Source organism: Halorussus sp. AFM4, from assembly GCF_051194995.1.
In the GTDB taxonomy this organism is placed as follows: domain Archaea; phylum Halobacteriota; class Halobacteria; order Halobacteriales; family Haladaptataceae; genus Halorussus.
This window is the reverse complement of the sequence record NZ_JBNTJT010000003.1, coordinates 153,781-179,181: the sequence shown is the minus strand read 5'-3', so window position 1 is coordinate 179,181 and position 25,401 is coordinate 153,781. Positions and strand designations below refer to the sequence as shown.

General features: G+C 71.4%; 25 protein-coding genes. 13 read left to right on the top strand and 12 right to left on the bottom strand.

What is annotated here, in order from left to right:
• Positions 1 to 32: 32 nt before the first annotated feature.
• Positions 33 to 470 carry a DUF5788 family protein gene (locus tag ACQUQF_RS13945; protein WP_435179705.1) on the bottom strand — a complete coding sequence of 146 codons (438 nt, stop codon included), beginning with the start codon at positions 468 to 470 and terminating at the stop codon, positions 33 to 35.
• 226 nt (positions 471 to 696) lie between these two features.
• Here ACQUQF_RS13945 and ACQUQF_RS13940 point away from each other — a divergent pair, with 226 nt between their 5' ends.
• The 7 genes from ACQUQF_RS13940 (at position 697) to ACQUQF_RS13910 (ending at position 8,298) form a co-directional block, all read left to right on the top strand.
• Positions 697 to 1,386, top strand: a complete 690-nt coding sequence (locus tag ACQUQF_RS13940) for a class I SAM-dependent methyltransferase (protein ID WP_435179704.1) — start codon at positions 697 to 699, stop codon at positions 1,384 to 1,386.
• A 167-nt stretch (positions 1,387 to 1,553) separates the two neighbouring features.
• The gene (locus ACQUQF_RS13935) at positions 1,554 to 2,492 is read left to right on the top strand and encodes a rhomboid family intramembrane serine protease (protein WP_435179703.1); all 939 of its coding nucleotides are present in this window, start codon (positions 1,554 to 1,556) and stop codon (positions 2,490 to 2,492) included.
• A gap of 24 nt (positions 2,493 to 2,516) precedes the next feature.
• Positions 2,517 to 3,359 (top strand): endonuclease V, encoded by an 843-nt coding sequence (locus ACQUQF_RS13930; protein WP_435179702.1) that lies wholly within the window; start codon positions 2,517 to 2,519, stop codon positions 3,357 to 3,359.
• A 417-nt stretch (positions 3,360 to 3,776) separates the two neighbouring features.
• Positions 3,777 to 4,610: an SDR family oxidoreductase gene (locus tag ACQUQF_RS13925; protein ID WP_435179701.1), complete on the top strand. Its 834-nt coding sequence runs from the start codon at positions 3,777 to 3,779 to the stop codon at positions 4,608 to 4,610.
• A gap of 374 nt (positions 4,611 to 4,984) precedes the next feature.
• Positions 4,985 to 5,878 (top strand): SDR family oxidoreductase, encoded by an 894-nt coding sequence (locus ACQUQF_RS13920; protein WP_435179700.1) that lies wholly within the window; start codon positions 4,985 to 4,987, stop codon positions 5,876 to 5,878.
• Between the two features lie 61 nt (positions 5,879 to 5,939).
• Positions 5,940 to 7,130, top strand: a complete 1,191-nt coding sequence (locus tag ACQUQF_RS13915) for a DHH family phosphoesterase (RefSeq protein ID WP_435179699.1) — start codon at positions 5,940 to 5,942, stop codon at positions 7,128 to 7,130.
• 79 nt (positions 7,131 to 7,209) lie between these two features.
• Positions 7,210 to 8,298, top strand: coding sequence for an aldo/keto reductase (locus tag ACQUQF_RS13910; RefSeq protein WP_435179698.1), 1,089 nt, complete (start codon positions 7,210 to 7,212; stop codon positions 8,296 to 8,298).
• Between the two features lie 50 nt (positions 8,299 to 8,348).
• On the opposite strand, the gene ACQUQF_RS13905 is transcribed toward ACQUQF_RS13910, so the two are convergent.
• Positions 8,349 to 8,621 carry a hypothetical protein gene (locus ACQUQF_RS13905; protein ID WP_435179697.1) on the bottom strand — a complete coding sequence of 91 codons (273 nt, stop codon included), beginning with the start codon at positions 8,619 to 8,621 and terminating at the stop codon, positions 8,349 to 8,351.
• 119 nt (positions 8,622 to 8,740) lie between these two features.
• Here ACQUQF_RS13905 and ACQUQF_RS13900 point away from each other — a divergent pair, with 119 nt between their 5' ends.
• The 4 genes from ACQUQF_RS13900 (at position 8,741) to ACQUQF_RS13885 (ending at position 12,844) form a co-directional block, all read left to right on the top strand.
• The gene (locus ACQUQF_RS13900; RefSeq protein ID WP_435179696.1) at positions 8,741 to 9,910 is read left to right on the top strand and encodes an MFS transporter; all 1,170 of its coding nucleotides are present in this window, start codon (positions 8,741 to 8,743) and stop codon (positions 9,908 to 9,910) included.
• Between the two features lie 104 nt (positions 9,911 to 10,014).
• On the top strand, positions 10,015 to 11,118 hold the full coding sequence (locus tag ACQUQF_RS13895) for a glycosyl transferase family 2 (protein WP_435179695.1): 1,104 nt from the start codon (positions 10,015 to 10,017) through the stop codon (positions 11,116 to 11,118).
• 88 nt (positions 11,119 to 11,206) lie between these two features.
• Positions 11,207 to 12,328 carry an ArsA family ATPase gene (locus tag ACQUQF_RS13890; RefSeq protein WP_435179694.1) on the top strand — a complete coding sequence of 374 codons (1,122 nt, stop codon included), beginning with the start codon at positions 11,207 to 11,209 and terminating at the stop codon, positions 12,326 to 12,328.
• An 81-nt stretch (positions 12,329 to 12,409) separates the two neighbouring features.
• Positions 12,410 to 12,844 carry a DUF5791 family protein gene (locus ACQUQF_RS13885; protein WP_435179693.1) on the top strand — a complete coding sequence of 145 codons (435 nt, stop codon included), beginning with the start codon at positions 12,410 to 12,412 and terminating at the stop codon, positions 12,842 to 12,844.
• Positions 12,845 to 12,956: 112 nt separating this feature from the next.
• Here the strand turns inward: ACQUQF_RS13885 and ACQUQF_RS13880 are convergent, their stop codons facing one another.
• From ACQUQF_RS13880 to ACQUQF_RS13850, 7 genes are all read right to left on the bottom strand, one after another.
• Complete coding sequence (locus tag ACQUQF_RS13880) at positions 12,957 to 16,100, bottom strand: DUF7286 family protein (RefSeq protein WP_435179692.1); 3,144 nt, start codon at positions 16,098 to 16,100, stop codon at positions 12,957 to 12,959.
• Positions 16,097 to 16,630, bottom strand: a complete 534-nt coding sequence (locus tag ACQUQF_RS13875) for a DUF7284 family protein (protein ID WP_435179691.1) — start codon at positions 16,628 to 16,630, stop codon at positions 16,097 to 16,099. The genes ACQUQF_RS13880 and ACQUQF_RS13875 overlap by 4 nt, the downstream gene beginning before the upstream one ends.
• The gene (locus tag ACQUQF_RS13870; protein WP_435179690.1) at positions 16,627 to 17,040 is read right to left on the bottom strand and encodes a DUF7285 family protein; all 414 of its coding nucleotides are present in this window, start codon (positions 17,038 to 17,040) and stop codon (positions 16,627 to 16,629) included. Before ACQUQF_RS13870 ends, ACQUQF_RS13875 begins: the two co-directional genes overlap by 4 nt.
• Complete coding sequence (locus tag ACQUQF_RS13865; protein ID WP_435179689.1) at positions 17,021 to 17,485, bottom strand: DUF7283 family protein; 465 nt, start codon at positions 17,483 to 17,485, stop codon at positions 17,021 to 17,023. The genes ACQUQF_RS13870 and ACQUQF_RS13865 overlap by 20 nt, the downstream gene beginning before the upstream one ends.
• A 343-nt stretch (positions 17,486 to 17,828) precedes the next feature.
• Positions 17,829 to 19,172 carry an alkaline phosphatase family protein gene (locus tag ACQUQF_RS13860; RefSeq protein ID WP_435179688.1) on the bottom strand — a complete coding sequence of 448 codons (1,344 nt, stop codon included), beginning with the start codon at positions 19,170 to 19,172 and terminating at the stop codon, positions 17,829 to 17,831.
• A gap of 125 nt (positions 19,173 to 19,297) precedes the next feature.
• Complete coding sequence (locus ACQUQF_RS13855) at positions 19,298 to 20,416, bottom strand: DHH family phosphoesterase (protein ID WP_435179687.1); 1,119 nt, start codon at positions 20,414 to 20,416, stop codon at positions 19,298 to 19,300.
• Positions 20,417 to 20,637: 221 nt separating this feature from the next.
• Complete coding sequence (locus tag ACQUQF_RS13850; protein WP_435179686.1) at positions 20,638 to 21,171, bottom strand: inorganic diphosphatase; 534 nt, start codon at positions 21,169 to 21,171, stop codon at positions 20,638 to 20,640.
• Positions 21,172 to 21,397: 226 nt separating this feature from the next.
• Between ACQUQF_RS13850 and ACQUQF_RS13845 the strand changes: the two genes are divergently transcribed.
• On the top strand, positions 21,398 to 21,754 hold the full coding sequence (locus tag ACQUQF_RS13845; protein WP_435179685.1) for a PadR family transcriptional regulator: 357 nt from the start codon (positions 21,398 to 21,400) through the stop codon (positions 21,752 to 21,754).
• Between the two features lie 18 nt (positions 21,755 to 21,772).
• Here the strand turns inward: ACQUQF_RS13845 and ACQUQF_RS13840 are convergent, their stop codons facing one another.
• Together ACQUQF_RS13840 and rnhA are read right to left on the bottom strand one after the other, a co-directional pair.
• Positions 21,773 to 22,414: a DUF7108 family protein gene (locus ACQUQF_RS13840; protein WP_435179684.1), complete on the bottom strand. Its 642-nt coding sequence runs from the start codon at positions 22,412 to 22,414 to the stop codon at positions 21,773 to 21,775.
• Positions 22,407 to 23,000, bottom strand: a complete 594-nt coding sequence (gene rnhA / locus ACQUQF_RS13835; protein WP_435179683.1) for a ribonuclease HI — start codon at positions 22,998 to 23,000, stop codon at positions 22,407 to 22,409. The genes ACQUQF_RS13840 and rnhA overlap by 8 nt, the downstream gene beginning before the upstream one ends.
• A gap of 204 nt (positions 23,001 to 23,204) precedes the next feature.
• On the opposite strand from rnhA, the gene ACQUQF_RS13830 reads away from it, so the two are divergent.
• A complete protein-coding gene (locus ACQUQF_RS13830; RefSeq protein ID WP_115795304.1) occupies positions 23,205 to 24,170 on the top strand; it encodes a transcription initiation factor IIB in 966 nt (321 codons plus the stop codon).
• A 109-nt stretch (positions 24,171 to 24,279) separates the two neighbouring features.
• Here the strand turns inward: ACQUQF_RS13830 and ACQUQF_RS13825 are convergent, their stop codons facing one another.
• Positions 24,280 to 25,359, bottom strand: a complete 1,080-nt coding sequence (locus ACQUQF_RS13825) for a tubulin/FtsZ family protein (RefSeq protein WP_435179682.1) — start codon at positions 25,357 to 25,359, stop codon at positions 24,280 to 24,282.
• Between the last annotated feature and the right edge of the window lie 42 nt (positions 25,360 to 25,401).

Genomic DNA, 25,401 nt, shown 5'->3' with positions numbered 1-25,401 from the left:
TTCGGTGTCGTGGTTCGGGGCTGCGTGCGCGGTCAGAGCCGCCCGCGGTTGCTGGCGTCCTCGCGGCCGAGCGCCTGCTTGAGGAACGACATCCACCGCTTGCGGTCTGCGGCCTCCTGGGCCTGGGCCTCGCGCTCGACGTCGGTCGGGCCGAGGCTCTGGAGGGCGTTGAGCGCCCGGTCGATGCCGACGATGGCGTTGACCAGCTCCTCGCCCTCGGCCCGGGTGATGTCGCCCTCCTCGAGCAGCTGCTTGCGCTGGAGGCGCTCGCGCCGGAGGTTCTTCTTCGCCCGGTCGACCCGGTCGCGTTCGCCCGCCGGCACGGTCTCGCGGCGCTTGATCTCGAAGACGAACTCCCGGAGGTCGACCGACTCGCCCTGCACCTCGATGGTCTCGGGGATGTCGGCGCCGACCGTCGCGCCCTCGCGCTCGACGCGCTCCAGCAGCTGTTTTCGCTCGTACTCCTTCACGGCCTCCACTCGGTGCGCCAGCGTCAAAAATTCGCCGGGAGGTCGTTGTCTCTCCCGCCGCGGAGCGAGCGCTGTCCGCCCTCGTCGCGTCCGAGACAGGACGTGTCCGCCCCGTCGCGTCCGAGACGCGGGCGAAGCCTGCCGGCAGATGCGCCCCGGAAATAATCGGCAGGCGGCGTATGACTCGGTCAAAAGCCTACGTGCGTGGAGCGACTACTGGCGAGCCATGAAGAAGCCCGGCGAAGTGTTCGCGGACGCGAGCCTCTACGACCCCGGCATCGAGGCCATCGTCCCGCGGTACGACGAGCTCCACGACGCCGTCCTCAACGCCCCGCCCCACGACCGCACCGAGCAAATCAGCGTGCTCGAACTCGGCGCGGGGACCGGCGAGCTCACCACCAAGCTCCTGACCAGGTTCCCCCAGAGCAGCGTGCTCGCGGTCGACCACAGCGACCAGATGCTCGGCGAGGCCGAGCGCAAGCTCGAGACGTTCGGCGACCGGGTACGGCTCGAGTCCGGCGCCTTCCCCGACGACTACCCGCGGGCCGAGGGCGAGTACGACCTGGTCGTCTCGTCGCTGGCGGTCCACCACCTCGACGAGGACGCCAAGCGCGAACTGTTCGACGCCGTCTTCGGGGCGCTCGCGCCCGGCGGCTGGTTCATCAACGGCGACGTGATCGAGTTCGAGGCCCCGCACCTCGAGACCCTGGCGGGCGAGATGATCGGGAACTGGGTCCGGTCGAAGGGGTGGGACGAGCAGGAGTTCATGGACGAGTGGGAGGCCAGCGACGACTACGACGACCCCTCGACGCTGACCGACCAGCTGGTCTGGCTCCGGGAGTCGGGCTTCGAGGCGGTCACGTCGGTCTGGCAGTACTACAACTTCGCGGTGTACGCCGGCGGGAAGCCGGCCTGACCGGGTTCGGCGCCCGGCCCGCGTGACCTCTCCGGCAAGTGACCGTTCTCCGCGCTGTCCGTTCTGACACGAAACCGTCTCGATAGATAGCGCCGCTGACCGCGTCGTTCCGGCGCGAACGGAGACGACCCAAATCCCTTTCAGGTCCGACCCCCAAGGGTCGGTCAATGGCGAGATGCGACGTGTGTGGCGAACACGAGAACATGCCCTACAACTGCCGCCGGTGCGGCGGCACGTTCTGCTCGGCCCACAGGCTCCCGGAGAGCCACGACTGTCCGGGCCTCAACGAGTGGAACGACCCGGACGGCGTGTTCGACAGTGGCTTCGACGACAGCGTGAACGACGACGGTCGGTCGTCGGGCGGGCTCGCGGACAGGATCGGCGTCGACACCGGGCCCGGCGGTCCGCTGGGCTACTTCCGCGGGAACATGACCTTCGTCTTCCTCGGGGCGATGTGGATCTGGTTCGCCTTCCAGTGGGGCATCGCGCCGTTCCTGCTGGGCGTCGACCCCGGTTCGTTCGCGTGGTACACCATCTTTACCCTGAACTCCGAGAACATCTTCTACGTCTGGCCCTGGATCACCTCGGTGTTCTCCCACGGCGGGTTCATGCACATCGCGCTCAACTCCATCGTGCTGTACTTCTTCGGCCCGGTGGTCGAGCGCCGCATCGGGAGCAACAAGTTCGCGGCGCTGTTCCTGGTCAGCGGCGCCCTCGCCGGCCTCGCCCAGGTGGGCGCGACGATGTACCTCTCGCCCGGCGCGTTCGCCCCGGTGCTCGGCGCCAGCGGCGCCATCGCCGCGGTCCTGGGCGTGCTGACCATCCTGAACCCCAACCTCACCATCTACCTCTACTTCATCATCCCGATGCCCCTCTGGCTGGCGACCACGCTGTTCGTCGGCTACTCGGCGTTCGTCAGCGCCTCCGGCGGCATCGGCGCGGGCGGGGTCGCCCAGCTCGCCCACCTCGCGGGCGTGGCGGTCGGCGTGCTCTACGGCATCAAGCTCAAGCGCGACGGCGAGCGGGCGCCCCAGCAGCTCCAGCTCGGCGGCGGCCGCGGTCCGGGCGGTCCCGGCGGACCGGGCGGCCCGGGCGGACGATTCTAACGTCTCGACGCCCTCCGTTCTCCCATGACGCCCGTTCATCCCGAGTTCGTCCCGGACCCGACGCTCTCCCGCGCGGAGATGGAGCAGCTCCAGCGCGACCTGGCCGCCGAGGCCGTCTTCGCGGACGACTTCGACTTCGACCCCGCGGCGGTCCGCGCCGGGTCGACCGACGACGCCGACACCCAGCAGGCCGCGCTCGGCGAGCGGACGGGTGAGGACGCCGACTCCCGCGACGAACCGCCCGTCGTCGCCGGCGTCGACCAGGCGTTCGTCGACGCCTTCTCCGAGGACACGCTCGCGGTCAGCGCCATCGTCGCGACGCAAGGCGGGGAGGTCGTCGAGCGCGTCCACGCGGTCGAACCGACCGAGATTCCCTACATTCCGGGGCTGCTCTCGTTCCGCGAGGGCGGGGCCATCCTGGCGGCGTTCGAGGAGCTGTCGGTCGAGCCCGACCTCGCGGTCGTCGACGGCAGCGGTCGCATCCACTTCCGGCAGGCGGGCATCGCCACCCACATCGGCGTCACCCTCGACGTCCCCGCGGTGGGCGTCGCCAAGAGCCTGCTCTGCGGCCGGCCCCGCGAGTCGCTCGACGACCACCTGCCGCAGGGGGCCCGGGTGGCCATCGAGGCCGACGACAGCGTCGACGCGCCCGAGGGGACGGTCATCGGCTACGCCTACCAGTCCCGCCAGTACGACAACCCCCAGAAGCGCCACGTCAACCCCCTCTACGTCAGCCCGGGCCACCGCGTGAGCGCCGAGACCACGACCGATCTCGTCGAACGGCTCTGCGCGGGCTACAAGCTCCCGGAGCCCACCCGGCTCGCCGACAGCTACGCCGACGAGGTGAAGGCCGATGTCGACAGGTAGCGTTTGCAGTCGGTGACCGAGCCGACCGGCAGACGCTCGTCGTCACACACCACCGGCAAGCGCCCGGCCCGTCCGCACAATGGTCTGGGTGGGCCGAAAGGGGCCGGCCGCTCGCGTTTACGTGGTCGTCTGCGCGACCCCTATCCGAGGTGAGCCGGAGGCGAACCGAGGATATGTCGCGCAGCGACCGCGAGCGGCCGGGGGCTTTCTGGCGGTTCTTCGTCCGGTTGTTGCGGTCTGTTCTCGCTGAGAAACCGATGGAGAGCGACCGGCCGGGGGCTTTCCGAACCGTATTCCCCGTCGGGGTTGTCGATTCCCGTACTCGGTTTGAGAAAGCGAGCGTTACAATCTCACCTCAGTCCACTCCTACGCCCCGGAGCGACGAAATTTATCTGTCCGCGCCCCGACAGTGCACCCGTGACCGAAACCGTTCTCATCACCGGCTGCTCGTCGGGCATCGGACGCGAGACGGCCCGCGCCTTCCTCGAAGACGGGTGGGACGTGTACGCCACGGCCCGCAACCCCGCAGACGTGGAGGCGCTGGGCGAAGACGGAGCGAACATCGCCACGCTCGACGTGACCGACGAAGACGACGTGGAGCGCGTGGTCGACCGCATCATCGACGAGGAGGGCCGCATCGACTGCCTCGTCAACAACGCGGGGTACGCCCAGCTCGGCCCGGTCGAGGACGTCACCGTCGAGAGCGTCGAGGACCAGTTCGAGGTCAACGTCTTCGGGCCCCACCGGCTGATCCGGGAGGTGCTGCCCCACATGCGCGAGCGCCGGACCGGCACTATCGTCAACGTCTCGAGCGTGTCGGGCCGGCTCGCCGTGCCCGGTTCGGGCGTCTACAGCGGCTCGAAGTTCGCGATGGAGGGCATCAGCGACGCGCTCCGTCCCGAGGTCAGCGAGCACGGCGTCGACGTGGTGCTGGTCGAGCCCGGCCCGGTCGACACCGCCTTCGTCGAGCGCGCCGCCGACGAGATCGAGGGCATCGAGCGCTCGGACGCCTACGACGACCTCTACGCCATCCTGGACGACACCGAGGCCATCGGGGGCGGCGGCCCCGGCGCGGTCCAGCCCCGCGAGGTGGCCGAGACCGTCCTGGACGCCGCGAACCTCACCGACCCCGCGGCGCGCTACCCCGTGGGACAGGTGGCGAAGGTCGCGATGCTCGGGCGGTTCGTGCCCGACAAGCTGCGGGACAAGTTCTACCGGCTCGCCATCTCGCTCATGTCGCGGGTGAGCTGAGGCAGTTCACGCGGAGTTGAACGCTATTGGACTGTTGCTCAGACTGTTCATCAGCCTCCCACTCGGGACTGAGGTGACCACTGTCAGTGGAGTCGAGCTAGCTGCTGCCGTCACCTCTGTCCCGCACAGCTCCGCACCGCGACCGCGGGCCTCACGCCTCCCCAGCCTCGGCGGCCGCATCAACGCCGTCGGACGAACCGCGTCCGACGAGCCTGCGCTCACTTCGCTTGCGCAGACGCGGCCGCCTCCCTCGCACGGTGACGGCGCGACACGGAGGTCGCGCCAGTCCCAAAGTCGACGAACAGACAACCACTCCCCCGTCTCCCCCGTCGCGCGTCGCCGGAGTTATCCCGCCCTCCCACCTACACCGGCGCATGAACGTCGCGATACTGGGCTGCGGGTACGTCGGCCTGGAACTCGGCCGCCAGCTGACCGAGCGCGGCCACGACGCGGTCGGCGTCCGGCGCTCCGAGGAGGGCATCGAAGCCATCGAGGAGGCGGGATTCGAGGCGGTACAGGCGGACGTGACCGACGCCGACGCGCTGGAGGCGGTGCCCGACGTCGACGCCGCGGTGTTCGCGGCGAGCTCCGGCGGCCGGGACGCCGCGGCCGCCCGCGAGGTGTACGTCGAGGGGCTGCGGACCGTCATCGACCACTTCGCCGGGCGCGAGAACCCGCCCGAGCGACTGGTCTACACCTCCAGCACCGGCGTCTACGGCGACCACGGCGGCGACTGGGTCGACGAGGAGACGCCTCTGGAGCCCACGACCGAGAAGACCGAGGTGCTGGCCGAGGCCGAGCGCGTGGCCTTGGAGGCGGCGGCCGACCGGGGCATCGACGGCACGGTCGCGCGCCTGGCGGGCATCTACGGGCCGGGCCGGACCCGACTGGAGCGCTACTTGGAGGGGCCGGTCACCGAGGGCTACCTCAACATGATCCACCGCGACGACGCCGCGGGCGCGGTCCGGCACCTGCTGACCGAGGACCTCGCGCGCGGGGAAGTCGTCCTGGTGGTCGACGACGAACCGGTCTCGAAGTGGGCGTTCGCCGACTGGCTCGCCGAGGAGTGCGGCGAGGAGCGCCCGCCGAAGCAGACCACCGAGGAGCGCCTCGAGGAGGACCTCTCCGAGCGGGCGAAACGCCGGTTACTGACGAGCAAACGGTGTTCCAACGAGAAGTTACGCGGCCTCGGCTACGAGTTCGCCTACCCGACCTATCGCGAGGGGTACCGTGACGAAATCGCGGCATACCGCGACCGCTCGGCGTGAAAGCCTCACTTATCCACGTATCGGGAAAATTTCTTGTTCGTCCGGGTAGTCAGGTCGTAGCATGCAACTGCCGGTCATCCCGGAACTGCGGGTCCGGGACGTGCTCCGGGCCGCCGACGCGTACGGCCTGAGCTCGCCCGAACTCGCGGGGGCCGCCGCGCTCGGGGCGGTCGCGCTGGTGGCGTCGCTGTGGCTCGTCGTCCGGTGGCTCCGGCGGCCGATGGGTGCGCGGCTCAAGCGCGCGCTGAGCAAGCGCGACGAGGTCGCGATCCTGATGCACCCCAATCCGGACCCCGACGCGATGGCCTGCGCCATCGGGGTGGCCCACCTCGCCAACGAGGTCGGCACCGACGCCGCCCTCCAGTTCGCCGGCCAGATCCGCCACCAGGAGAACCGGGCGTTCCGGACGGTGCTCGACCTCGAGCTCGAGCAGATCGACCACGTCAGCGACCTCGCGGCCGAGGACGTCGTCTTGGTCGACCACAACACCCCGCGGGGGTTCGAGGGGGCCGAGCGGCTCGAACCCTACGCGGTCGTCGACCACCACCCCGGCAACGGGACCGGCGAGCGGTTCACCGACCAGCGCACCGACTACGGCGCCTGCGCCACCATGGTGGCCGAGTACCTGGAGGACGTCGGCGGCACGCCGGTCGGCCCCGACGAGTCCGAGGAGAACGTCGACGGCCTCGTCGTGCCCGCGGAGGTGTCGACCGGCCTGCTCTACGGCGTCCAGTCGGACACCAAGCACCTCACCAGCGGCTGCACGGGCGCGGAGTTCGAGGCCGCGGCCTACCTCTACGAGGGCGTCGACGAGGACCTGCTCGACCGCATCGCCAACCCCCAGGTCAGCGCCGAGGTGCTGGAGATCAAGTCGAAGGCCATCTCGGGCCGGGACGTCCGCGGGTCGTTCGCGGTCAGCGACGTCGGCCGCATCAACAACGCCGACGCCATCCCGCAGGCGGCCGACGAGCTCCTCCAGCTCGAGGGCGTGACCGCCGTCGTCGTCTACGGCCGGCGCGACGACACCGTCCACCTCTCGGGCCGGTCGCGCGACGACCGGGTCCACATGGGCAAGGCGCTCGAGACCGTCGCCGAGGACATCCCCGGCGCGAGCGCCGGCGGCCACGCCCGGATGGGCGGCGGCCAGGTCCCGGTCGACGGCGCGGCGTACGCCAGCGGGGCGGAGGCCGCGATGTGGTCGCAGGCCGAGCTCGGCGACGACATCTTCGCCGCGCTCAACGGCGACGTCTGAGCGCCGTCCGCGTCGCCGTCGTCTCTCGTCCTCCACCGAACCCTCCGGGCTTATCCTCCTCGGGGCGCTACTCCCGGGCATGGCCACCGACGACGGCACCTACGAGTACAAACAGGCCCACGGCGACGACTTCGGCCGGACCTACTTCCGGCTGTTCGACGGGCTCGCGATCTCCAGCATCGGCGTCGGCACGTACCTCGGCGAGCCGACCGACGCGATCGACGACCGGTACCGCGAGGCCATCGCGGCGGCACTCGAGGGCGGCATCAACGTCGTCGACACCGCCGTCAACTACCGGTGCCAGCGCAGCGAGCGCGCGGTCGGCCGGGCCGTCGAGGACGCCGACGTCGACCGCGACGCCGTCTTCGTCTCGACCAAGGGCGGGTTCGTCCCCTTCGACGGCGAGCGCCCCGACGACCCCGGCGCGTACGTCAAGCGGGAGTTCGTGGACGCGGGGCTGGTCGACCGCGAGGACCTGGCGCGGGGGAGCCACTGCATCGCGCCCGACTTCATCGACGCCATGCTCGACCGGTCGCTGGAGAACCTGGGCGTCGACGAGATCGACCTCTACTACGTCCACAACCCCGAGACCCAGCTCCACGCCCGCTCTCGCGAGGACGTCTACGACCAGCTCGAGGCGACGTTCACCCGACTCGAGGAGCGGGCCGCGGCGGGCGACATCTCGAAGTACGGCGTCGCGACGTGGAACGCCTTCCGCGTCCCCGAGGGCGACGACCAGTACCTCTCGCTGTCGGAGATCATCTCCCGGGCCCGGAAGGCCGCCAAGGCCGCCGAGAACACCGCGACCCACCTGCGAGCGATCCAGCTCCCGTTCAACGTCGTGATGGCCGACGCGTTCACCGTGAAGTCCCAGCAGGGGCCCGAGGGCCCCCAGAGCGCGCTCTGGTTCGCCCACGAGGCGGGCCTGAACGTCTTCACAAGCGCCAGCATCGCCCAGGGCGACCTCGCGCGGGAGCTGCCGGCCGAGGTCGCCGACCGACTCGAGGGCGACTCGACGGTCCAGCGAGCCATCAACTTCGCCCGGAGCGCGCCCGGCGTGACCAGTTCGCTCGTGGGAACGAGCGACCCCGAGCACGTCGCGGAGAACCTCGGCGCGGGACGGTTCGACCCGATGGGCGCCGACGCGTTCGACCGGGTGTTCGAGTAGCCGGACGCCGGGTTCACTGTTCGCTTGGCCGCGACGGAATCCCGCTCGCGCTACCCGCCCGTCGTCCGCCACGGCGCGGTCGCCCGCGACTCCCACGTCCGCCCGCACTCGGGACAGGAGCGCGCGACTCCCGTCTCGCCGGTCGCTCCCGCGACGTCCTCCTCGCGAACCGACCGACCGACGCGCTCCCCGGCGTCCGACCCCTCGTCGTCCTCGCCGTCACCGACCGCGACCAGCACCCGGTGGCAGATGCGACACGAGAACCGCCCCCGGGCGTCCTTCCCGACCTCCCCGTCCCAGAGCCCGCGCCGAAGTGATTTCATGACCACAGGAGTACGACGGAGACGGACGAAAAGCTTGGGGGCTGTTGTCCGGATTCGGAAGGTTTGACTGTCCCCTCGGAGTAGGCTCCGGCGTGTCTCGTGGTCGGGTCTTCGCGTCGATGTGTTCGGTCGTCTTCCTGGTCAACCTCGCCCGCGTGGTGTTCGCGCCCCTGCTCGAACCGCTGTCGGCCGCGTTCGCGCTCACCCCGTCGACGGCGGGGCTGATCGCCACGCTCGCGTGGCTGGGGAGCGCGCTCCCCCGGATCCCGACCGGCTACCTGCTGACCCGGGTCGACCGCCACCTGGTCGTGCTGGGATCGGGAGCGCTACTGACCGGCGCGTCGGCGTTCATGACGGTGGCCGGCTCGGTGCCGGCGCTCGGCGTCGGCGCGTTCCTGATGGGCGCGTCCAGCGGCGCGTACTTCATCGCCGCCAACCCGCTCATCACCGAGCTCTACCCCGAGCGGGTCGGCCGGACGCTGGGCATCCACGGCACCGCGAGCCAGGTCGCGGCGGTCGTGGCGCCCGCGTTCGCCGGCGCGGTGGTGCTCGCGGCCACCTGGCGGGAGGTGTTCGCCATCGTCGCGGTCGTGGCGGCGGCAGCCACCGTCCTCTTCTACCTGGCCGCCCGCCGGACCGACATGCCCGACGCCGGCGCCGCCGACCGCGACCTCCTGTCGGCCGCCCGCCGGCAGTGGCCCATCATCGTCAGCGGCATCGCGATCCTGGGCGCGACCGGCCTGGTCTGGAACGGGCTGTTCAACTTCTACGTCTCGTACGTCACCGCGACCAAGGGCGTGGGGGCGGGCACCGCCAACACCCTGCTGACGGTGGTGTTCGCGGCCGGCGTGCCCGCCTTCTGGGTCACGGGCCGGCTCGCCGACCGGCTGCCGTACGTCCCGCTCATGCTGTCGATCCTGGCCGGGTTCGTCGCCTGCCTGTTCGCGCTGACCGCGGTCCGGGGGCTGGTCGCGCTCGCGGTCGTCACCGCGGTGCTGGGCTACGTCGTCCACAGCCTCTTCCCCGCGCTCGACACCTACCTGCTCGACTCGCTGCCCGACGAGCACCGGGCGAGCGCCTACTCGCTGTACAGCGGGTCGATGATGGTCGTCCAGGCGATGGGGAGCGTGGTGGTCGGGACGCTCGTCGACGCCGGGTTCGGCTACGACGCGGTGTTCCGGGGCGCGGGCGGGTTCCTCGTCGCCATCCTGGTCGTGCTGGTCGCGCTCTGGTCGGCCGACGTGTTGCCGACCGGCGGCCGGGACGCGTCCGTCGCGCGGGGCGATTAGGCGAGACGGGAAAGCCCGGAGGCGGCCTCCCCGCTCGCCCGGGCCCTCGGCAACCACCGCCGAGTCCCCCTGCTTTTCAACCCCTCCGTTCCAACGCCCACCCGATGGAGTACGGACAGGAGCGCGTCGCCACCCTGCACGACCTGACCGGCCGGGTCCCCGACGCCCCGACCGACCGCGCCGCGGTGGTCGTCCCGATGACCGAGCGCGAGTACGCCGACCTCGCGGCCGAGCGCGTCCTCTCGGAGCTGGAGGCGGTCGCGCCCGGCGACGTGGTCGTCGCGCTGCGCGCGCCGCCGGGGAAGGTGCCGGCGTTCTGCGACTGGCTGGCCGGCTTCGACCTGCCGCTGTCGGTGGTGTGGGCCAACGGCCCCGGCGTCGTCGACCTGCTGGGCGAGCGCGGCCTCAACGGCCGGGCCGGCAAGGGCCGGGACGTCTGGCTGGCGCTCGGGGTCGCGACCGCCGACCGCGAGTACGTGGTGGTCCACGACGCCGACGCCAAGACCTACGAGGCCGGCGACGTGTCGCGGCTGCTCTACCCGCTGAGCCGGGGCTACGACTTCTCGAAGGGGTACTACGCCCGGGTCGAGAACGGCCGGCTCTACGGCCGGCTGTGTCGGCTGTTCTACGCCCCGCTGGTCCGGGCGCTGGCCGACGCCCACCCCGACGCCGCGGTGCTGGACTACCTCGGGTCGTTCCGGTACGCGCTGGCCGGCGAGCTCGGCGCGACCGCCGAGTTCGCCCGCCGGATCCGGGCCGAGCGCCACTGGGGCCTGGAGGTCGGCACCCTCGGCGAGGCGTTCGCCCACGCCGGGTTCGCGGGCACCGCGCAGGTCGACCTCGGCCGGTACGAGCACGACCACCGCGCGGTCTCGGGGCCGACCGGCCTCTCGGACATGAGCCGCCACGTCGGCCGGGCGCTGCTCCGGGCGGTCGAGTCCCACGGCGTCGCGCCCGACTACGACAGCCTGCCCGACCGCTACCGCCGGGCCGCCGAGGGGCTGGTCGAGCAGTACGCCGCCGACGCCGGCTTCAACGGCCTCGACTACGACCGGGCCGAGGAGCGCGCCCAGGTCGACGCCTACGCCGAGGCGGTCGCGCCGCCGGGCGAGGACCGCCGGCTGCCGGCGTGGCGCGAGGCCGACCTGACCGCCGAGGAGGTCCTGGCGGCCTCGCGGGCCGACGTCGCCGACGCCCGGGACGGGTGAGCGCCGGTTCCGGTCCGCCGGCGATTCGACGCCCCCGCGACACCGCCAACCAACGAGTACACAAGCCCGGACTGCCAACCCCCGCGCGATGAGCCAACTCGACGTCGAGGCGGTCGACCACATCGACGAGAGCGACGTGCCGGTGGGCGTCGACGCGCCCGAGTACGTCCTCTACGGCGGGAAGGGCGGCGTCGGCAAGACCACCATGGCGGCCGCGACCGGGCTGGCCAGCGCCCGCGACGGCACCGCGACGCTGGTGGTCTCGACCGACCCGGCCCACTCGCTCTCGGACACCTTCGAGACCGACATCTCGGCGACCCCCGAGCGCATCCGCGAGGAGATCCCCCTGTTCGCGGCCGAGATCGACCCCGAGGCCGCGATGGCGGAGGGCCAGGCGGTCTTCGGCGGCGCGGCCGGCGGCGGGGGAGCGGGCGCCGGACCCGCGGGCGGCCCCGGGGCCGACGCCTCCCCGGGCCCCGGCGCGGACGACCAGTCCGGTCCGCTGGGCGGCCTGGGCGGGCTGCTCGGCGGCGACAACCCGATGGACGCGCTGCTCGGCGGGCCGATGCCCGGCGCCGACGAGGCCGCGGCGATGCAGAAGCTGCTGGAGTTCATGGACGACCCGCGGTTCGACCGGGTGGTCGTCGACACCGCACCGACCGGCCACACCCTCCGGCTGCTCGAACTGCCGGAGCTGATGGACACGATGATCGGCCGCATTATGAAGCTCAAGCAGAGGTTCGAGGGCATGATGGAGGGGATGTTCGGCGGCGACGACGCCGACCCCGAGCGTGGCCTGGACGACCTCGACGAGCTCAGCGACCGCATCGAGCGCCTCCGGGCGACGCTGCGGGACCCCGACCAGACCGACTTCCGGGTCGTGCTGGTGCCCGAGGAGATGAGCGTCTTCGAGTCCCAGCGCCTCCTACGGCAGCTCTCGGAGTTCGAGGTGCCGGTCGGCACCGTGGTGGTCAACAAGGTGATGGAGGACCTGGCGGACGTGACCGACGCCGACGTCGACCCCGAGGCGTTCGTCTCCCCGAACCTCGACACCTGCGAGTTCTGCCAGCGCCGGTGGCAGGTCCAGCAGGACGCCCTGACAGAGGCCCAGGACGTCTTCCGGGGCCACGACGTCAAGCGGGTCCCGCTGCTGGCCGACGAGGTCCGCGGCGAGCGCATGCTGGCGCTCGTGGCGTCGTGCCTGGAGTGAGCCGGGCGCTCGCGATGGAGTGCGAATCCCGGCTCCCGCCGAAGTGAAACTCCTTTTACTCGCGGGACCGTCGCATCGGGTATGCTCTACGACGACATCGCCGACCCCGAGGCGACCTCGCCGGCGGACCTCCGGGCCGACTACGTCGCGGAACTGGCCGCCGTGATCGAGGCCCGCGGGGTCGACGCGGTCGCCGACGAGACCGGCGTCGACCGCGAGACGCTCGACGCCGTCGCCGCCGGGGACGCCGACGCCGCCGACGACATCACGCTGGAGGACGCCGCGGCGGTCGCGGCGCTGAGCGACGAGGCGCCGGACGCCGACGCGATCGTCGCGGAGGTCCGGGACAACCTCCTGATGGGGATGACGACCGCGGTCCTCGACGTCGACACCATCGCCGCCGAGATGGACGACATGGACGGCAAGCAGGTCCACCAGAAGGTCGAGGGCCGCGCGCCGATGACGCTGGCCGAGTACGCGCGGCTCCACCACTTCATCGCGAGCCGGCAGCGGTAGTCCCTGGTTACACTCTGGGTTCGTCATCCGATTCCGAGCCGCGGAGGACTTCCTGCGACAGGAAAGTTGCTTCGGCGATCTGGTTACCGAGGCCCAGTCGTCGCTTTGCCACTCAGCCGGCCGACCACCCCGGCGAGGTCTCGTCGCGGTTCCCGCCGCGGTCGCCGACGCCGGGCGGTCCCGGCGGGACGACCACCGCGACGACGGTCTCGGTCTCGAACGCGACCGGGGTCGTGCGCCCGACCACCTCCACCGTCCCGTCGCCGTCCCAGTCGAGCCGGACCGTCGCGGACTCCCGGACGTACGTCACCGGCTCGCCGGGCGGCCCCTGCGGCGCGCTCACCGCGAACCGGGCGTACCGCCCCTCGACCGAGACGGTCCAGACGTTGAGCGTCGCGTACCAGTGGCCCGGCACGGGCGCGACCGGCAGCCCGGCCGGTATCGCGCCGAGGGTCTCGTTGAACCACCGCCTGCTCGCCGCCTCGGTCGCGTTGGCGAGCCCCGTCGCCGCCGCGCGCTGCAGTTCGGCCGTCGCCACGCGCCGGACCGCGCTCCCAGTCCGGTTCACCCGAGACCGGTCCGGTCCCGGGACGCTCCGGCGGACCGATTCCAGCGCCAGTCCCGCCCGGAGCCGCACCCAGTCGCGCCGGTCCGACCGGCGGAGGCCGGGGTGACGGCGCGTCAGCGCCGCGGCGACGCTCCGGGCCGCCGACCCGTTCGCGACCGCCAGCGCCCGCCCCGCGGTGGTGGGCCACTCTCCCAGCCCGGCGTCGACGGCCGCACGTCGCTCGGCCTCGGTCAGGTCGAACCGCGGCAGTGCCAGCTCCGCGACGAGTCGCTCGCGAACCGCCGCCATCGACGACGCGAGCGAGGTCTGGAGTTCCTCCCGGCGTCGCGCGAGGCTCCGGTTGTCTGCCTCGGCCAGCGTCCGGTTGGCGGCCCGGAGCGCCAGCGCGGCGCTCCGGATGCTCGCGCGCTTGGACTTCCCGCCTCCGCCGCCGAGGAGTTCCCCGGCCACCGTCTCCGCGGCGTCGCCGTAGGGGACCGCGAAGACGTTCCGGTTCCGCGCGTCGAGCGGGTGGCGCTGTTCGCCCGGGGGGATCGCGGCAACCTGCTCGCCGTCGACCGCCGCCAGGGTGAGGTACGGCGGCGACCCCTCGACGCTCAGGTTCAGCGCCCGGCCGGGCCCGTCGGCGGGGAGCGGTCGGCGCGCGGTCCGCGGCGACGACGTCGCGTCCGTCATCCACGCCCGCAGAATCCGGCGCGCCCGGCCCAGCGAGCTCCCGGCGTCCCGGAGCGCCCGCCCGACGCCGGACCGGGTCGCGTTCGCCCGCTCGGCCCGCGACGCCAGCCGCTCGGCCACCCTGTCGAGGTAGGCGGCCCGCGCCGCGACCCGCGCCCGGTCGGCCACGCCGTCGTACTGGCTGGGTGCGTCGAGGAGTTCCGCGCGCCGACGCCGGAGTTCGCGGGCGAGTTCGACGGCGGGCGGCTCGCCGGCGATGACCCGGGTCCGCGCGACCGCCACCGAAATGTTCCGGACGCGCTCGCGGAGCACTGCCAGGTCCCGGTAGACCCACTGCCGCAGGTCGGCCGGTCGCCGCCCCGCCACCCGCTCGGGTCGAGTGTCGAGGGTGCCGGTCGCGGCGCGGCGGGCCAGCGCGTCGAACCCGCCGCGGTCCGCGACCAGTCGCTCGGTCGCCCGCGCCGGCAGGTGCCGGAGGTTCGGGCCGCCGAGCGCGCCGCCGCGCTCGTGGACGTCCGCGACGGGACGGGCCGGTGGCGAGGGTGCCGATTCGGGGGAAGTCGTCCCCGCGCTGTGGTCGCCGGCGACACCGATGCCCACGGCGTACGTCTCGGTCCAGCGCTGGACGGTCCGCGCGCTCTCGTTGCCCCGCGTCCACTCGGTGACCAGCGAGTGCGTCCGGACGACCCGCCGGGACTCCCCGCGGAGCAGGTGCCGGCCCTGTGGCGCCGCGGGTCGGGGTCCGGTGCCGACTTCGACCGCGGTCCGCGTCCGGACCTCGCTCGACCGGCGGGTCCAGTTCGGACCGGGCGCGTCGGGCGTCGGGGTCGGGTCGCCCTCGGTCCGGACCTTCCGGACCGCCGCCACGAGGCGCGCGTCGACCGCGTACGCCGACCGCAGGACGCCGCCGAGGTCGGTCCCGTTCGCGCCGGCTATCAGGTCGGCGAAGGCCCGGTCCGCAGTCCGGTTGACCCCCGTTGGGACGGGCGACGGCGAGGTGGCGCGCTCGTTCGCGACGCCGCCGGGCATCGGGTTCTCGCGCTGGTAGCGCCGGGCGGCCGCCAGCAGTCGGCCGGTCCAGCCCGGCCCGCGCCCCGCGTTCGCGGCCGCGAGCAGGTCGGTCGCGCCGACCCTGGCTGTCGCCCAGCCGACCGCCCGCCGTCCGCGTGGGTCGCTGGCGCCGAACGCGGCCCGCTGCTCGCGCAGCACCGCGCCGTTGGTCGCGAGTTCGACGTGCCGGTTGGCCACCACGTTCTGGATCGGCGCGCGGCCGTACTGGGCGTACCCCCGGGCCCAGGCCAGCGCGTAGAGCCGGGCGGTGAGCCGCCGGCCGAGTCCGGGCGAGAGCGGGCCGCGGTCGAGCCGCGTCTCGAACCGCTCGGTGCGCTCGTGGAGCGCCAGCGCGGGGGTCGCGACGACCAGTTCGGGCGAAAGCGACTCGCGGTCGATCACGCGCTCTCCCCGGGTCACGGTGACCGTGACGTTCCGGATTCGAACGCGGAGCCCGGCGTTCTCGGCTCTCCCGGCGCCGCCCGCGGGTTCGATGGTGACCCGGCGCTTGGCCCGCTCGAGCGCCGAGGCGTTCCGGACCGGCGGGAGCGAGACCGAGGCGGTGACGCCGCCGGAGCGACCGCGGCCGGTCCGCGGGGTGCCGGCTCGGCTCCCGCCGGCGCGGACGTCCACCGACCCGAGGGCGTCGCGTGCTGCGAGGTAGATCCGGATCCGGAGGTAGTCGCGGAAGGGCGTCGAGGCGTTCAGCGCGCTCCCCGCGGGCGTGTCGGCGACCTCGGTCAGCGGCCGCCGGGCGGCCGTGCGTGCAGCGCCGGCGATAGCTCCGCGGAGCGCCGTGCTCGCGGCGGCGGTGGCGCGGTCCGCGGCGACGCCCGCCGCGTCGTCGGTCGCAGGTGCGGGCCCGCCGGCCAGCGTCGCGCTGAGGCCGGCGCTGCCGACCAGCAGGACGACGCCGACCAGCGCGAAGGGGACCCGCGCCCGGCGGTCCTCGGCGAAGTTCACGCCGACCACGTCCTGACGGTCAGCCGGACGTCCCGGACCGCGAAGGCGGCCGAGTGGACGTCGGCGTCGGGAGGCGGCGCCTCGCCCGCGACGACTCGACTGCCGGGGGTCGCGGTCGCGTCCGAGGCGTTCCGTCGAGCGACCACCTGCACGTCGCCGTCGAGCCGTCGTAGCGCGCGCTCGACCCGGGCCGTGACGGCGCCGACGAAGCCGGTGGTGCCGACTGTCGACTGGGCGCGTGTCGGGGGACGGGAGTCCGCGGTGTCCGCGGTGGCTGCACGGGCGAGCAGTCCGGCGAGGGTGTCGTGGACGGTCCGGTTGCCGGCCTCGCGCCCGCTAGCGGTCCCCGTCGGCGTGTCCGTCCCGCCCGCCTGGTAGGTCACCCGGGCGGTGCTCGTCGCCAGCAGTTCCGCGGCCTCGTCGGCGGTGTCCGGGTCGGTCGCCGTCGGCGTGCCGGCGAGGGTCAGCGCGCTCGCGGAGACCAGCAGGAGACAGAGCGCGGCGTCGAGGACGGTGCTGACGCCCCTCACGTCCACACCTCCGCGCGGAGCCGTCCCGGCCGGAGTCGGCCCGGCCCGACCCTGACGCTCACCGCGAGGTCTGCCGCCTCGGCGCGCGCCGGCGGGGTCGGTCCGGCCCGCCAGGTCCGGCCGGCCGCCGACAGGGTGAGGTTGACCGCGTACCCGTCGGGGGCAGCCCGCAGGCCGGCGGCGAGCGCGTCGGGAGCAGCGACGCCCGCCGGACCGACCGCGCGCTCGGCGCGCTCGACGGTCGGCTCGGCGAGGTTCCGATCGGGCGTCGGCAGAGCGTCGCCGAGGACGCCCGCGTAGGCCGCCAGCGCCACCCCGACCGCGAAGACCGCGACCAGCGCCGCCAGCGGTTCGACTTGGGCGCGGGTCGGTCGGCGAGCCGCCGGCGGGTCACCCGACCAGCGTGACATCGACGCCCTCCCAGGTGACCCGCCTGACCGTCAGTCGCTCGCGCCGGCGCCACGCCGGCGTCCGGTTCCGGGCCGCGGCCGCGGCGCGCCGGAGGTCGGCCGGTGCGCCGAAGGCCCGGTCCGGGGGCGTCCCCCGGAGGACGTCCCAGAGCGCGGTGTCGGGCCGGACCGGGGTCACTGGTCCGAACCCGAAGGCGGCGTGGCCGGTCGCGCCGTCGTCCCGGAGCCAGAGCCGGTACGGGCCGACCTTCGCGGCGTCGACCGACAGCGGGTGGACGCCGGTCGCGGCGTGGTCGCTCGCGGCCACGGCGTCGACGGTGTCGGCCGCGCCGGCCGCGTCCGGCGGGGGCGCTCGGGGCAGGGTCGCGGCGATGCCGACCGCGGCGGTGCCGGCCACCGCGAGACCGACCCAGAGGTACCACGTCTCGACTGGTGCGTCGAACATGGCCCGGGTTCGTCCCGTCCTCGCATTTAAACCCTCGCGCGATTTTCCACGCTCCGGCTCCCTCGCTGGTCTGACGTTCGAGACCTGGCGCGCGCCGGCGCGCCCTCGTGGCGCGCCGTCACCGTGCGAGGGCTGAGGACCGCAGGGAACGCAGTGACCGAGGACCGAAAGCGGCTGGGGAGGGGTGAGGCCCGCGGTCGCGGTTGCGGTGCTGTGCGGGACAGAGGTGACGGCAGTAGCTAGCCCCACTGCGGTTTCTGTCCCCGCAGATTCTGTAGGAATCCGACAGTACGACCCGAAGAAGAACCGACTCCGCCGAACCAACGAATCGAACTTCGATGCCTCAGACCAGGCTCTTGCCGTCGAACTCGCCGGGGTCGTACTCCATCTCCATCAGGTCGAGGATCGTCGGCGCGATGTCGTAGAGGTCGACGTCCCGGACGGTCGCCTCGGGGTCGTCGACGAACAGCGAGGCGTTGTCGAAGCTGTGCATCCCGTTGCGTGGGCCCTGGCCGAACACGTCGTCGTGGCCCTTGAACCCGGCCTTGAGGTCGAAGCCGTAGTTCGGGATGGCGACGAGGTCGGGCGCGATGTCCTCGTGGTCGCCGTGGAAGACCTCCTCCTTCTCGACCACGCGGTCGCAGACCTTCCGGCCCTCGGGGCCTTCGAGGTTCTCCAGCGCCTCCTTGAGCTGGGCGCGCTTCTCTTCGTACTCGCTCTCGGGGACGCTGCCGCGGGGCTCGCGGCCCTCGAGATTGATGTAGAACCGGCCGGGGATGAGCGAGTAGGCCTCGGTGTCGTCGCTGATGTCGCCCAGCTCCTCGTGGTCGTCGTCCTCGTAGGAGAGCCACCCCTCCTGCTCGAGCCAGGTGTTGGCGTAGAACTCGTAGTCGAGCGAGGTGAACCCGTGGTCGGAGGCGACCAGCATGGTGACGTCGTCGGGGAGGTTCTGGCGGATCTCGCCGAGGTAGCGGTCGACCTTCCGGTAGAAGTCGATGAACTCCTCCTTGTACTCGCCGTCCTCCTCGTAGTGCTTGTAGAGGAAGTGGTTGACCCGGTCGGTGGTCATGAAGACGCCGAAGAACAGGTCCCAGTCGTCCTGCTGGAGGTAGTGCTTGAACGCCTCGTACCGGGCGTCGAGGGTCTCGTGGGCGTTCTCGATGAACTCGGACTTGTCCTCGTCGTGGCCGAGCTTGGGGTTGGCGTCGATCTTGTAGTCGATCGACTGGAGGTACTCGCGGAGCTCGTCGGGGTACGACGCCTTGTCGACGCCGGGCGAGAGGAAGCCCGAGACCATCCGCTGGACGTTGCGCTGGGGCGGGAACGTGACGGGGACGTTCATCACCGTCGCGTCGCGGCCGGCGTCCTGGACGCGGTCCCAGACCCGGGTCGCCTGGACGTCGCGACCCATCGGGACGTACGTCTCGTACGAGCCGATCTCGCGGTCCTGGAAGCCGTAGACGCCGGTCTGTCCGGGGTTGACGCCGGTGGTGAGCGCGGGCCAGCAGGCCGACGACTCGGGGGGCACGATGCTGTCGATGGGGCCGGCGGCCCCCTCGTCGGCGAGCGCGGCGAGGTGCTGGAACTCGTCGAAGTGATCCTCGAGGAAGCTGTACGGCACGCCGTCGATTCCGAAGAAGGCGATGCGGGGCTTGTCGTCGCCACGCAGCCTGTCGAAGAGACCCATGTACCCGCATAGAAGGACCGCCTACATGAAATTTCTTTTCGTAAGGGCCGCTTTCGACGTGAACGACGGTGAAGGATTCTACCGGGCGACGAGCCCGTCGGAGCACGGACGCCGAACGTCCCGGGTTACGAGCTCTCGAACGCCTCGAACAGCGCCTTCCGGGTGCTGGCGTCGATGAGCATGTCGAGGGTCTCCTCGTGGTCGCCGTCGACCTTGGCGAACAGCCCCAGCGGGACCCGGGCGGTCGCGGCGTCGGTGTTCCCGCCGGTCGTCTCGCTGGTGCCGAACGCCGAGTCGAGGATGTCGACCGCGTTGGTCCGGACGTCCTCGGCCCGGCACGACACCACGATGGTCTCCTCGTGGAGCCCGAACACCGCCGCGGTCGAGACGCCCTCGAGCCGGAGCATCGTGTCGGCGGCCTCGTCGAGCGCCGACACCGAGGGGACCGACCCGACGTTGGTCACCGCGAAGCTCGCCCGGCGCTCGCGGTTCGCGATGGCGTCGCTGATGACGTCGAAGGTGTCGCCGCTCATCCCCGGCGACCGGAGGTCCTCGATGCGGCCGAGGTCGGCGTAGGCGTGGAGGAAGCCGGCCGCCTCGTAGTCGTGGCTGCCGTTCGCCCGGCGGAACTCCCGCGTGCCGGCCCGGACGCCGTGGAGGAGCGCGGTGGCGACTCGCTGGTCGGGGACGGCGTCCTCGGCCTCCAGCAGCCGTGTGACCGTGGTCGAGGTGGCGCCGTCGCCGGTCGGCGTCAGGGTCAGGATGTTCTCCTCGGCGGTCGGCCGGTGGCGCACGACCGCGACCACCGGCGGGTTGTTCGAGAGCCGCGGGACGGCGCCCCCGCCGCCGACCGCGATCGCGGCGTCGGCCTCGGTCAGGTCCTCGGCCCCCTCATCGCCGATGACCGCGAGTTCGAGGTCGAAGATGTTGCAGAACGTCTTGCTGTCCTCGCCGGTGACCGGGCCCTCCGCGAACAGCTGACCCGTGACGCCCCACTCGGTGCAGAGCGACTGGAGGCCCATCGCGGCCGCCAGCGCGTCGATGCTCGGCCCCTCCGGGACGACGAGCGCGACCCGGTCCTGTCCGGCGATCGTCTCGCGGAGGTCGTCGATCGGTTCGTCGTCGTCCCCTCGCCGCCAGTCGGTCAGCGACTGGGCGGCGTAGAGGACCAGTCCGCCCGAGAGCAACAGCGCCGCGGACACGGCGACCGTCTCTGCGCCGCCGAACGGGGACCCTAATGCCATCGGTTCGGCGTTGTTCAGGCCAGCGCCAAATAGTTTCGGGCGGTCGGCGTCGTACCTATCCGGTGCGAGATACGTCCGCCCATCGACACGCGGGTCGGGTCAGCTCCAGTTGTAGCGGCCAGTCGGGTCGTACCGGGCTCTCGGACGCGACCGCGAAAAGGATTCGAGTGTGTTCGAAGTGAGTGTACCCGATACCCGAGCGATCGCGGTTCGGACCGTCCTCAGGCGAAGTTCTCCTCGTAGAGCTCCATCGCGTGCTCGATGGCGTCGTGGGCGGACTGCCTATCCTCCCAGCCCAGCGTCTCGGTCTCCTTGCCGGCCTCGAGGTTCTTGTAGGTCTCGAAGAACTCCGAGATCTCGTCCTTCTGCTGGTCGGTGAGGTCGTCGACGTCCCGGACGTCGTCGTACCGGGGATCCTCGCTGGGGACGGCGATGACCTTGTCGTCCTGCTCGCCGTCGTCGTCCATCTTCATCAGCGCGACCGGGCGGGCCTCGATGACGCAGCCGGGGAACGTCTGGTCCTCGACGAGCACCAGCACGTCGAAGGGGTCCTCGTCGTCGTAGTACGACTGGGGGATGAACCCGTAGTCGCTGGGGTAGTGGACGTTGCTGTGGAGGACGCGGTCGAGCACGACGCCGGGGATGTCCTTGTCGTACTCGTACTTGTTGCGCTCGCCTTTGAGGCACTCCACGACCGCGTAGATCTCCTCGGGCGGGTTCGGTCCGGTCTCCAGATCTTCCCAGAGGTTCGCCATTGTTGCAGTGCGGGAATCCGTCCGAAGTCCGGAAAGTCCTTTCGGCATCGGGCTCGCGGCGCGTGCGCCCGAAGACGCAAGCGGAGTGACACCTCCCGGCGATTCTCGGCCGACAGTTTAACTTTCATAATAAGTGGTGGTACAACCGGCGGATGGGCTACGAAACGGTCGGGCGAGTGAGGAAGGATTAAATACCGTCGTGACAAACCGCTGGATGTCAGAGTCTATGTCAGAGGCACAGACACTCACAGAGACGAGTACCGCGCGTAATCTCACCGCCTTCCAGCGGAACATCCTGACCATCCTCTCCGAGGAGCCGATGTACGGGCTCGCGATCAAGCGAGAGCTCGAGGACTACTACGGCGAGGAGGTCAACCACGGGCGGCTGTACCCCAACCTCGACACCCTGGTCGAGAAGGGGTACGTCGAGAAGAGCGAACTCGACAAGCGAACGAACCAGTACGAGCTCACCGACGAGGGCCTCGCGGTGGTCGTCGACGCCCTCCAGTGGACCCTCTCGAAGTTCGTCAACGACGAGGAGCGCGCCGAACAGGTCAGGGAACTCGTCGCGGACAACGAGTAACGACCCCCACGCGACCCGTTACTCGTCGGCGACCTCGAACACGAGGTCGATAGACTCCTCGACGACCGCGCGCTGTTTTTCGGTCGGCCACGCGTTCCGCGGGAAGTACTCCTCGAGGAACTCCGCTACCTCGCCGCTGGTCGCCGACTCGACCGGCCGGGCGTAGTGGTTGCCCATGAAGTCGGCGAACGCGGCGGCGTTGTCGCCGTGGACGTCGCCGTGGGCCTCGCGGACGCGGGCCGCGACCTCGCGGTTGTGGCGCTCGACCGTCTCCCACTCGTCGGGATCACCGGGTCCGGACAGCGACACCTCGACCGCGCGACCGGTGTCCTCGATGCGGTCGGTCCGGATGACGCCGTCCTCTACCCACTCGTCGGGGTGGAGGACGAGGGTCGCGCCGGTGTCGTCCTCCCGGACGCGGGCCCGGTAACCGTGGGCGGCCAGCAGGTCGGCGCGGTCCTCGCGGTAGGCGTCGGCCTCCGCGTCGTCGACCGCGTCGCGCGCGCGGCGGGTCAGCCGCTCCGCGCGCTCCACGACCTCCTCGGGGAGTGCGTCGCGCTCTTCGGCGGAATCGTCGTCGACGCTATCGGGGACGGACATCCCGTCGTCACCGGTCTCGTCGGAACTGTCGGAATCGGTAGAACTGTCGGACTCAGGCATCGTCGAGGGCCTCGTTGGCCAGTTTGTCGGCGCGCTCGTTTATCTCTCTCGGCACGTGGCTAAGCTCCCAGTCGTCGAAGTCGGCGAGCAGTTCGCGGACCGTGACCCGGCGCTCGCGGAGTTCGGGGTCGTTGGTGTTCCACGCGCCGGTGACCTGCTTGACGATGAGCTCGGAGTCGCCCTTCACCTCGACCGAGTCGAAGCCGTAGTCGCGCGCGGCCCGGAGCGCCCGGATCAGCGCCTCGTACTCGGCCTGGTTGTTGGTCGCGCGCCCGATGGTCTCGCTGCCCTCGGCGGCGATGCCGTCGCTGGTGACGATGACCCAGCCCACCGACGCGGGGCCCGGGTTCCCCCTGCTGGCGCCGTCGAAGTAGACGTAGGCGTGGCCCCCGGCGTCCCGCAGCACCGCCTCGATGTCCTGGGGATTCGAGCCCTGGACGACGACCTTCCCGTCGTAGGCGACCGCGTTGGCGTCGCCGTACGTCGCGCGCCACCGCTCGTGGTCGGAGTTGCCCGCCGACACGTCGGCGCCGGCCTCGACCAGTTTCTCGCGCGCGGCATCCACGTCGCACTCGATGACGGGCATGCGGTGTCCTCCACGACAGCCGCATAAACCATTTCCGGATGGCGGTCTGTAGGCACTGACGTCGCCGGGCCGCCGAGCGTGGACGACCGGTGCCAGTCCGCCGATTCCGACCGAACGGCGCCGATCGGGTAATCTGCCCCCCGATTAACCACCGATTACCGGCCGAGGGTTTAAGTGCGTCCACACTACTACTATAAAAGTGCGATGACACGGTCCACTCGCCAGCGGGAGCGCCAAGCCGAGGCGGAGCAAACGGAGGACGAGTCAGAGGGTGTACGGGAATGCCCCGAGTGCAACTCTGATAACCTCGTGAAGAGTTCCGACAGGGCGGAACTCGTGTGTGAAGACTGCGGCCTCGTCGTCGAGGAGGAGCAGATCGACCCCGGTCCTGAGTGGCGCGCGTTCAACCACCAGGAGCGCCAGGAGAAGTCCCGCGTCGGCGCTCCGACCACCCAGACGATGCACGACAAGGGGCTGACGACCACCATCGACTGGAAGGACAAGGACGCGTACGGTCGCTCGATCTCCTCGAAGAAGCGCAGCCAGATGCACCGCCTGCGCAAGTGGCAGGAGCGCATCCGCACCAAGGACGCGGGCGAGCGCAACCTCCAGTTCGCCTTGAGCGAAATCGACCGCATGGCCTCGGCACTCGGCGTCCCGCGGTCGGTCCGTGAGGTCGCGAGCGTCATCTATCGGCGGGCACTCAAGGAGGACCTCATCCGGGGGCGCTCCATCGAGGGCGTCGCCACCAGCGCGCTCTACGCGGCCTGTCGAAAGGAGGGCATCCCGCGAAGCCTCGAAGAGATCTCGGAGGTATCGCGCGTCGAACGAAAGGAGATCGGTCGAACCTACCGGTACATCTCCCAGGAGCTCGGCCTGGAGATGAAGCCGGTCGACCCGAAGAAGTACGTCCCGCGGTTCTGTTCCGAACTCGAACTCAGCGAGGAGGTCCAGACCAAGGCCAACGAGATCATCGAGACCACCGCCGAGGAGGGCCTGCTCTCTGGCAAGTCGCCGACGGGCTACGCGGCGGCGGCGATCTACGCGGCGTCGCTGCTCTGCAACGAGAAGAAGACCCAGCGCGAGGTCGCCGACGTCGCCCAAGTGACGGAGGTCACCATCCGGAACCGGTACCAGGAACAGATCGAGGCGATGGGCATCCACAGCTAACGTCTCGGGCCGTCGACCGACTTCTCGCGGTTTCCAGTGCCGACCGGAGCCACTGCTGGCAGGTGGGCCTCTTCACGCTCGAAATCGAAGAGGAGCCGGGCTCGCGCCGCTAGATCAGGTCGTCGAGCTGGTCGTTCCGGAACTGCTCGGCCGGGTCTCGGTCGGGCTCGTCGGCCTCCTTGCTGGCCTGCTTGGCGCGCTCGAGGAACTCCTGGATGCGCTCGGAGCGCTCGACGCCCCCGAGCAGGATGAGCGACGCCAGCCGGCCGCTGTCGAGCGGGAAGTCCCCGCCCCGGACCTGGAGGCTGCCGGTCTCCTCCTCGACCCACTTCCGGGCGCGCTCGACACCTTTCCGCGGGATGGTCTCCGGCTGGCCGGCGGCGACCAGCAGCCCCGAGTCGGCCTCGATTGCGTTGGGGAGGCTGAGGTTGCTCAGGAGGGCACGGCGGGTGGTGGAGGTCACGGTGTTGATGTTCTCCTCGGCGTCCTCGGCGGCCTCGGCGCTGGCGAACCCGAGCGCCGCGATGCCGCCCGACCGGAGGGTGTTGATGACCTCGCTGGAGTCGACGACGCTCTCGCCGACCCCCTCGACGGCCTCGCCAGAGGCGAACAGGAGCCCCACGCGCTGGGCGATGTTCTGGTTGATCTTCTCGAACGCCTCGCCGACGCTCTCGCCGGAGGTGTGCCAGGCGTCGTTGTCGATGAGGAGGGTCGCGTCGGCCTCGCGGACGAGGGTCTTGAGCGAGCGGCCGGCGTTGGCCTGGTACATCGCCCCCTCGCCCCGGCCGGGGAGGACGCCGAGGCCGTAGACGGGCATCTCGTAGACGCGCTGGAGCTCGTGGGCGAGGACCGGCGCGCCGCCCGAGCCGGTGCCGCCGCCGAGGCCGGCGACCACGAAGATGGCCTCGGCCTCCGCGGTGATGCGCCCGTCGAGGGCGTCCATCACTTCGGTCGCGTCGCTCTGCATCACTTCGGCGCCGAGCTCGTTGTCGCCGCCGACGCCGTGGCCCTTGACGCGCTCCTGGCCGACGAGGACGGTATCGAGGTCGAGCTCCCGGAGGTCCGCCTCGGCCGAGTTGACCGCGAGGGCCCCCTGGACCGCGCCGAACCCCATCCGCTGGTCGTACTCGGCCAGCCGCTGGGTGAGCTTCCCCCCGGCCTGTCCGACACCAATCAGGACGACTTTCATGGGCGTTGGGTTGAATTGACGGCTAATCAACTTTCCGGCGTC

What these genes read in the sequence shown, in the direction of transcription:
- ACQUQF_RS13940 (WP_435179704.1), top strand. Translation starts at nt 697, where the DNA reads ATGAAGAAGCCCGGCGAAGTGTTCGCGGACGCGAGCCTCTACGACCCC.
- ACQUQF_RS13935 (WP_435179703.1), top strand. Translation starts at nt 1,554, where the DNA reads ATGGCGAGATGCGACGTGTGTGGCGAACACGAGAACATGCCCTACAAC.
- ACQUQF_RS13930 (WP_435179702.1), top strand. Translation starts at nt 2,517, where the DNA reads ATGACGCCCGTTCATCCCGAGTTCGTCCCGGACCCGACGCTCTCCCGC.
- ACQUQF_RS13920 (WP_435179700.1), top strand. Translation starts at nt 4,985, where the DNA reads ATGAACGTCGCGATACTGGGCTGCGGGTACGTCGGCCTGGAACTCGGC.
- ACQUQF_RS13915 (WP_435179699.1), top strand. Translation starts at nt 5,940, where the DNA reads ATGCAACTGCCGGTCATCCCGGAACTGCGGGTCCGGGACGTGCTCCGG.
- ACQUQF_RS13910 (WP_435179698.1), top strand. Translation starts at nt 7,210, where the DNA reads ATGGCCACCGACGACGGCACCTACGAGTACAAACAGGCCCACGGCGAC.
- ACQUQF_RS13905 (WP_435179697.1), bottom strand. Translation starts at nt 8,621, where the DNA reads ATGAAATCACTTCGGCGCGGGCTCTGGGACGGGGAGGTCGGGAAGGAC.
- ACQUQF_RS13900 (WP_435179696.1), top strand. Translation starts at nt 8,741, where the DNA reads ATGTGTTCGGTCGTCTTCCTGGTCAACCTCGCCCGCGTGGTGTTCGCG.
- ACQUQF_RS13895 (WP_435179695.1), top strand. Translation starts at nt 10,015, where the DNA reads ATGGAGTACGGACAGGAGCGCGTCGCCACCCTGCACGACCTGACCGGC.
- ACQUQF_RS13890 (WP_435179694.1), top strand. Translation starts at nt 11,207, where the DNA reads ATGAGCCAACTCGACGTCGAGGCGGTCGACCACATCGACGAGAGCGAC.
- ACQUQF_RS13885 (WP_435179693.1), top strand. Translation starts at nt 12,410, where the DNA reads ATGCTCTACGACGACATCGCCGACCCCGAGGCGACCTCGCCGGCGGAC.
- ACQUQF_RS13870 (WP_435179690.1), bottom strand. Translation starts at nt 17,040, where the DNA reads ATGTCACGCTGGTCGGGTGACCCGCCGGCGGCTCGCCGACCGACCCGC.
- ACQUQF_RS13865 (WP_435179689.1), bottom strand. Translation starts at nt 17,485, where the DNA reads ATGTTCGACGCACCAGTCGAGACGTGGTACCTCTGGGTCGGTCTCGCG.
- ACQUQF_RS13860 (WP_435179688.1), bottom strand. Translation starts at nt 19,172, where the DNA reads ATGGGTCTCTTCGACAGGCTGCGTGGCGACGACAAGCCCCGCATCGCC.
- ACQUQF_RS13855 (WP_435179687.1), bottom strand. Translation starts at nt 20,416, where the DNA reads ATGGCATTAGGGTCCCCGTTCGGCGGCGCAGAGACGGTCGCCGTGTCC.
- ACQUQF_RS13850 (WP_435179686.1), bottom strand. Translation starts at nt 21,171, where the DNA reads ATGGCGAACCTCTGGGAAGATCTGGAGACCGGACCGAACCCGCCCGAG.
- ACQUQF_RS13845 (WP_435179685.1), top strand. Translation starts at nt 21,398, where the DNA reads ATGTCAGAGGCACAGACACTCACAGAGACGAGTACCGCGCGTAATCTC.
- ACQUQF_RS13840 (WP_435179684.1), bottom strand. Translation starts at nt 22,414, where the DNA reads ATGCCTGAGTCCGACAGTTCTACCGATTCCGACAGTTCCGACGAGACC.
- rnhA (WP_435179683.1), bottom strand. Translation starts at nt 23,000, where the DNA reads ATGCCCGTCATCGAGTGCGACGTGGATGCCGCGCGCGAGAAACTGGTC.
- ACQUQF_RS13830 (WP_115795304.1), top strand. Translation starts at nt 23,205, where the DNA reads ATGACACGGTCCACTCGCCAGCGGGAGCGCCAAGCCGAGGCGGAGCAA.
- ACQUQF_RS13825 (WP_435179682.1), bottom strand. Translation starts at nt 25,359, where the DNA reads ATGAAAGTCGTCCTGATTGGTGTCGGACAGGCCGGGGGGAAGCTCACC.